This window comes from Achromobacter denitrificans NBRC 15125 (assembly GCF_001571365.1).
GTDB classification, from domain to species: Bacteria; Pseudomonadota; Gammaproteobacteria; order Burkholderiales; family Burkholderiaceae_B; genus Achromobacter; species Achromobacter denitrificans.
In genome coordinates this window covers 37418-44296 of sequence record NZ_BCTQ01000044.1, presented here as the reverse complement: position 1 = coordinate 44296, position 6879 = coordinate 37418, and the positions used below count along the sequence as shown (strand labels likewise).

Below are 6879 nucleotides of genomic sequence, written 5' to 3'. Positions count from 1 at the left end.
AGGCGGGCCCCGCAAGATCCTCCACCACCCCACCACCCGGGGCGAGAACCCCAAGCACCCAACCCTCCCCAGCGACCGCCAGGTTTCAACCGCCAGAGCCCGTCGCGTCGGGGGCCTGGGGTGCGCGGGGCGTCGATAAGCCCGAGGGAATCCGAAGGCAGTCGCCGCAGGCGACAACGAGGATGACGATGGGGCAGTCCGGAGCGAAGGCTCCGGACCGCAATCGTGGCCCCGCGCACCCCAGGCCCCCGACGCGGCGGGCGTCTCAAGAACTCAAACCTCGAAAGAACTCAGACCTCGAAAGAACTCAAACAACAGCCCCAAAGCGCAAGCCCCTAAGGCCTCCCCCGCAACCACTCTTCGAGGTCATCCGCCGGCAACGGCGGAGAAAACAGGAACCCCTGCCCCGCCGCGCACCCCTGTTCGATCAGGAACCGGCGCTGCTCTTCGTTTTCCACGCCCTCGGCCACCACCGGCAGGCTCAGGCTCTCGCCGATGCGGATGACGGCGCTGGTCAGCGCCCGGGCCGCGTCGTCGCTTTCCAGGCCCTGGACGAAGCTGCGGTCCAGCTTCAGTTCGTCCACGATCAGGCGTCGCAAGTGCCCCAGGCTGGAATAACCCGTTCCGAAGTCGTCCATCGACAGGCGCACCCCCAGCCGGTGCAGCTCGGCGATGGTGCGCAGCGTCCCGGCGGTGGCGTCGAGCACCACGCCTTCGGTGATTTCCAGCATCAGGTCCGCCGGCGCCAGGCCGAACTCGGCCAGGATGGCCTCGATCAGCCGCGGCAGGTTCAGGTTGTGGAAATTGGTGGCCGACAGGTTCACCGACACCGACGGCACCCGCAGCCCCTTGCCGCGCCAGACCGCCAGCTGGGAACACGCTTCGCGCAGGGCCCAGTCGCCCAGGTCGCCGATCAGCCCGCATTCTTCGGCCAGGGGCACGAAGCGCGCGGGGGAAATATCGCCCAGCGTGGGATGGCGCCAGCGCGCCAGCGCCTCGACCCCGTACAGCGTGCCGTTCTTCAGCCCGACCTGCGGCTGGTAATGCAGGCGCAGGGCCTTTTCCTCCAGCGCGTCGCGCAGCGCGGCTTCCAGCGCCAGCCGTTCCTGGGCTTGCCGGTTCATCTCGGCGCTGAAGAAGGAGATGCGGTTGCGTCCGGCCGTCTTGGCCTGGTACATCGCCATGTCGGCGTGGCGCAGCAGCGTGTCCATGTCGCGCCCGTTCTCGGGGAACACGCTGATGCCGATGCTGACCGAGGGGTTCAGCGTAATGCCGCCCACCGAGAAGGGCTGGGCCAGCGCCACCAGCACGTGCTCGGCCGCGGCGGTCAGGCGGCCATGCTCGAAGTCCGGCATCAGCATCACGAATTCGTCGCCCGACAAGCGGCCCACGATGTCGGTCGCCCGCGCCAGCCGGCGCAGGCGCTGGGCCACGTCGCGCAGCAGCGCATCGCCGATGGGATGGCCCAGCGTGTCGTTGACCTGTTTGAAACGGTCCAGGTCCAGGAACAGCACCGCCACGCGCTTGCGTTCCGGCTCGGCGCGCGCGATGGCCTGTTCGGCCTGCGCCAGCAGCAGGTTGCGGTTGGGCAGGCCCGTCAGCTCGTCGTAGAACGCCAGCTGGCGAATGCGGGCGCGGGCCTCTTCCCGCTCCAGCGCCAGGGCGCAGAGGTACACGCAGACGTCCACCAGCCGGTGGTGGAAATCGTCGGGCAGGCGGCGCTCGCGGAAATAGAAGGCGAAGGTTCCGATCACCCGGCCGTCGCTGGATTTGATCGGCGAGGACCAGCAGGCCTTGATGTCCTCCGGCAGCGGCATGTCGCGATAGCCGTCCCATAGGGGGTCGGTGGCGATGTCCGGCACGATGACCGGCCGGCCCAGGAAGGCGGAGGTGCCGCAGGCGCCCGCCTGCGGGCCGATGGACGCGCCGTCGAGCGCGTCGGCGTAGGCCGCGGGCAGGCTGGGCGCGGCCAGCGGGCGCAGCAGCCCCGCGTCGTCCACGCGCAGCACGCTGGCGGCCACTTCGGGCGCCAGCCGCTCCACTTCGCGGCACACCATGTTCATGACCTCGACCACCGAGGCCTCGTTCACCATCGCCTGGAGCACGCGCCGCTGCAGCACTTCGTGCACCTTGGTCGGCGTGATGTCGGTAAGCACGTCCACGATGTTGACCAGCGCGCCGCGGTCGTCGAACACGGAGTTGGCCATCACCGACACCCACAGCGGCCGCCCCGCCCGGTCGTAGACCAGCACGTCCTTGTGATAGCCCTCGCGGCAGGCGATGCGGCGCGCGAGCTCTTCGCGCGTGCCGCCGTCCTGCCTGCCGCCCGACAGCAATTCGCCCAGCTCCTGGTGCACCGCGTCGCCGCGGGAGAAACCCAGCATGCGCTTGAAGCCGTCGTTCACGTACAGGATGCGGCCGTCGCGGCCCGACACGGCAACCGCGTTGCCGGTTTCGTTGATACCCAGCAGCAGCAGGCGGATCTCTTCCTGGCGCTCGGCGTCGGCGATGGAACGCCGGGACACGACCGAAATGCGGGCGACCTCGCCGGCCGCGTCGAGCACTGGCAGGTAGGTGGCCTCGATCCACAGGAAACCGCCGTCCTTGCGGCGGTAGCGGCAAGTGCCCGAGAAATGCCGGCCGCCCAGCAGCCGGCTCCAGACCTGCTCGCCGCCCACGATGCCCTTGCCTTCGTCCAGGCTGTCGCACAGCATGTCGTGGCGCAGGGCCGGGGCCTCGTCGCGGGAATATCCCACCGCGGCCAGGAAGTTTTCATTGGCCTTCAACAAGGAGCCGGCGAGGTCGAAATCGAACAGCAGCAGCGCCCGATCCATCGACGTCAGGTAATTGCCCGTGCTCCAAGCAGCGCCTTGCGGCCCCGCGGGGAAAGCGCCTGGATGAGAATCAAGCATATGGGGCTCCATGCCGGATAACAGCTGATCCGGTTTCATTCAGCGCTTGGGAAAGCCCAGCGCGACGCGGTCGCGGCCGTCTTGCTTGGCAAGGTACAGCGCCTGGTCGGCGCGGCTGAGCGTTTCCGAAAAGGTCTCTCCCAACTGGTGATACGCCATGCCGATGCTGACCGTGAGCCTCAATACGCCGTCGCCCGCCGCGATCGTCAGCGCGCGCACCGCGCCCACCAGCCGGTCCATGACGCGCTGGGCCGACTCGGACTGGGTATTGGGCAGCAGCACCAGGAATTCCTCGCCGCCCCAACGGCCGCACAGGTCGTACTCGCGCAGGTTCTTGCCCAGCACCCCGGCCAGTTCGACCAGCGCGCGGTCGCCCATTTCGTGGCCGTAGCGGTCGTTGACCGACTTGAAATGGTCCACGTCCAGCATCGCCACGACGAAGCTCTCGCCGCCCCGGGACGCGCGCAGGACCTCCTGCTTGATCATTTCCATCAGGGCGCGGCGGTTCAGCAGCCCGGTCAGCGCATCGCGGTTGGAGGTTTCCAGCAGCGCGACGTTCAGGTCGCGCATCATGCTCTGGTAGTGGTCCGAGATCCGCGCGATCCGGGTAAGCCGGCGCAGCTGGCGGTCGAACCGGTCGCACAGGCCCAGCTCGCGCTCGTGCGCCATGCTCTGGTAGGCGTCCGACAGCTGGGTCACGCGTTCGATGCGCGCCATCTGTTCCGCCGTATGCCGCCACAGCGCGTCCAGCGCCTCGCGCAGCGGATGGCCTTCATAGGCCGGGTCCGCCAGCAGCGCGGCGATGCGTTTGTCCAGCTGGGCGGCGTCCGGTTTCATTGGCGGCCGACGACCGAAAAGGGAAAGGTGCAGTCTTCCTTGAATTCCTCGGCCAGCTCTCCCACGCGTTCGTTGCGCATGTCGTAGTACCAGGTCACGCTGACGTCGCGGCCCTTGCCGTGCGCCGCCTCCAGCACATCGAAGATGTCCATGACGGACTTGATGCTGCTGGTGTTCAGGTAGAGCAGTTCCAGTTCCAGCCTGAGGGGGGCCGCGCCGCTCAGCAGGTAGGCCTCGACCCACTCGATGACCGGGCCGAACAGTTCGAAGGAATTCTCGGGATAGGAGTCGCCGCGCATCGCCAGCACGCCGGCGGCGGCGTCGGCGTCGATGGCGGGCGTGGACTGGGTCCCGGGAATGTTCAAGTCTTTCATCAATTGCTCCGAAGATATTGCTTGGGTGCGCTCGCCTTCAAATCACGACGCTCAGGCTGAAGAAGGCCTGGCCCGCGCCGGCGGCGGGGGTCAGGCCGGCTTCCAGCGGAGCGCCGGCGCGGCGGGCGATGTCGATCAGCCCCAGGCCCGCGCCCGAGGCGACGCCCTGGGCGCGCGGCTTGTGCAGTTGCTGCTTGTATTCGGCCTTCAGCGCCGGCTTGTCCAGCGCCGCCAGCTCCTGGATGCGCGCCACCAGGCTCCGGCCGTCCTCGGCCTTGACCAGGTTGCCGGCCGACACCACGTAGCGGCTATCGTCGCGGCGGCCGATCACCACCGTGGCCGACGCGTCGACGTCGCCGTTCAGCGCGGCGTACTGGCGGATGTTCTGGATCATCTCGATATAGACCGAGAACACGTCCATGGCCTCCGCGGGCCGGGCATGCTCGGCGTTCAGGTAATTCTTGAGCGCATTGCCGATTTCCTCGATCAGGCTGCGGGAAATCGGTCCGTTGAAGCACAGCAAGGTGCGATTCTGGTTGAATCGTTCGCCCAATGCGTAGAGATCGGAGGCATTCATGAGGGTTACGCCCTGATAACGTTTATTCGAAACGGAACGACAGCAAGGTGATGTCGTCACGCTGTGGCCGCCCGCCCTGATATTCGGCCAGGGCCTGGGTAAAGGCAGCCGCCTGTTCGGTTAACGGCTGGCGCGCGTGCCTCTTGAGCATTCCGGCGAAACGCGTGTTGCCGAAACCGAAACCATGCTCGCCGCCGGCCTGGTCCAGGAATCCATCCGTGGCCAGGTAGTACGTCCAGCCAGCCTCCAGTTTCAATTCGACGTTTTCATAGGCGGCGGCGCGCTTGTCGCCCAGCGCGCGCTTGCCTCCGGGCACTTCGCGCAGGATCTCGCCGTTGCTTGCGTACAGGCTGATCTTGGCGCCGGCGTACAGCAGCCGGCCCGATTGGCGGTCAATATATACCAGCCCCGCATCCGTATTGGTAGCCAGCGCCCGCGGCAATTGCGCGTCCGCAAGCATGGCGCGGATCGCGCTGTCGGTGCGGCCCAGGATGGCCGCCGGATCGGCCGGCCCCACTTCCGTGATCGCCAGGTCGATGGCCGCGCGGGCCAGCATGGTCATCAAGGCGCCCGGCACGCCATGGCCGGCGCAGTCCATGATGCCCAGCAGGCAATTGGCGCCGTCGGAGCGAAACACGTAGAAGTCGCCCCCCACCACGTCGCGCGGCTTCCACAGCACGAAATGGTGCGCCCCCAGCGACTGGGTCAGCTGGCGGTCCGGCAGGATGGCGCGCTGGATCAGGCTGGCGTAGTCGATGGAATCGCCGATCTTCTTGTGGGCGGCGGCCATGGCGCGGTTGGCGTCCTCCAGCTCGGAGGTTCGTTCGCGCACCTTGGTCTCCAGTTCGGCGGTGTGCTGGCGCACCTTGTCGGCCATCACCCCGAAAGCGCGGCTGAGGTCGCCGATCTCGTCCTGGCCGCCCGGCGGCAGGCGCACGTCGTAGCTGCCGTCGGCGATGGCCCGCGCCGACTGCTGCAGGCGGTGCAGCGGACGCAGCATCAGCCGCTCGATGGCGTATCCGAAGCACAGGAGCATGGCCGCGAACAGCACCACCAGGCCGATCGCCGCCGGCCAGATCCAATCCGTATCCAGCACGCGGGCGGCGCCCAGGTCCACCACGGTAAGCACGTGCCAGTGCAGTTCGGGCATGTAGGCCACCGACACCAGCTGGCGGATCCCGTCCATGGTCACCCAGGCCGACTGCACCGACTGGGGATCGGCCTGGGCCGCCTTCATCGCGGCGGCCAGTTCGGCCCGCCCTTCCCCGCCCTCCAGCAGGTCGAATACCTTGCCGCGGCCTTCGCCGGCGCCGGCCGCGCCCGAGTTGTAGGCGATCAGCGAGGCGTCCATGTGCGCCTGGATGGCGCCGTCCGCATCGACGATGATGGGCGTGACTCCCGGCTGGCCGCTGTTGACGAAGTCGCGCAGGAAGCCCCCCACGTCCAGGGCCGAGCCGGTCAGGCCCAGCACCCGGTCGCCATCGCGCACCTGGACGTTTATCCAGACCTTGGTGGTCTTGAGCTTCAGGTCCGGATTGACGTTGATGTTGTACTTGGCCGCGGACTTCAGCGTGAGGTAGAACCAGCCGTCGTCGGCGGCGGTCCGGCTCAGGGTGTAGCGGGGCGACTCCGACAGGGGCTGGTCGTCGTTGAAGTAATAATTGCCGGACGCGGCGCTGGCGATGAAGTAGGCCCGGCCGAGCAGGTCCCGGCGGTAGCCGTCGGCCTCGCGGAAGAACAGTTCGCGCGCGGCCGGATCGCCCTCATGGCGCAGCCAGCGGCGCGTGACCTCGCTATCGGCGAGCCGCAGGGACAGGGCCAGTTCGCGCGACACCGGCGCGAGGACGCGCTGGCGGTTCAACTGCGTGAAATTGTCGGCAAAGGCCCGCCCGAAGTGTTCCCGGACACCGTCCAGCACCTGCCATCCGATCAAGGCCGCCGGCGCCAGGGCGACCACGCACGCCAACAACAGCGCCATCAACGATTTTCTGCGCAAACCCCATTTCGCCATGCGAAGTCTTCCTGACAACCTTAATAAGACGTGACGTGCGTAAAAAGGGGGCGCGTGCGCGGGCGGCGGCCGTAAAACCCGCCTCTTGCCGCGCCATTCGCCCCGCCTCTTCGGCCTAGAGCCTGCTGCGGGCGTACCACGCGGCACGTCCGGCGCGACAAGTTTAGA

General features: G+C 67.7%; 5 protein-coding genes. All 5 read right to left on the bottom strand.

The genetic code is table 11. The features are described from left to right. Positions 1–335: 335 nt before the first annotated feature. Genes ADE01S_RS26635 through siaA form a run of 5 tightly spaced genes read right to left on the bottom strand, consistent with a single transcriptional unit; the run spans position 336 to position 6711 of the window. Positions 336–2912, bottom strand: coding sequence for a sensor domain-containing protein (locus ADE01S_RS26635; protein WP_232482049.1), 2577 nt, complete (start codon positions 2910–2912; stop codon positions 336–338). Positions 2913–2951: 39 nt separating this feature from the next. After that, a complete protein-coding gene (gene siaD / locus ADE01S_RS26630) occupies positions 2952–3749 on the bottom strand; it encodes a biofilm regulation diguanylate cyclase SiaD (RefSeq protein ID WP_062684782.1) in 798 nt (265 codons plus the stop codon). After that, entirely contained in the window at positions 3746–4123 is a 378-nt protein-coding gene (gene siaC / locus ADE01S_RS26625; RefSeq protein WP_062684781.1) for a biofilm regulation phosphoprotein SiaC, read from the bottom strand. The genes siaD and siaC overlap by 4 nt, the downstream gene beginning before the upstream one ends. Before the next feature lie 37 nt (positions 4124–4160). Beyond that, on the bottom strand, positions 4161–4700 hold the full coding sequence (siaB, locus tag ADE01S_RS26620; protein ID WP_062684780.1) for a biofilm regulation protein kinase SiaB: 540 nt from the start codon (positions 4698–4700) through the stop codon (positions 4161–4163). 22 nt (positions 4701–4722) lie between these two features. Further along, a complete protein-coding gene (siaA, locus tag ADE01S_RS26615) occupies positions 4723–6711 on the bottom strand; it encodes a biofilm regulation protein phosphatase SiaA (RefSeq protein WP_198317980.1) in 1989 nt (662 codons plus the stop codon). Between the last annotated feature and the right edge of the window lie 168 nt (positions 6712–6879).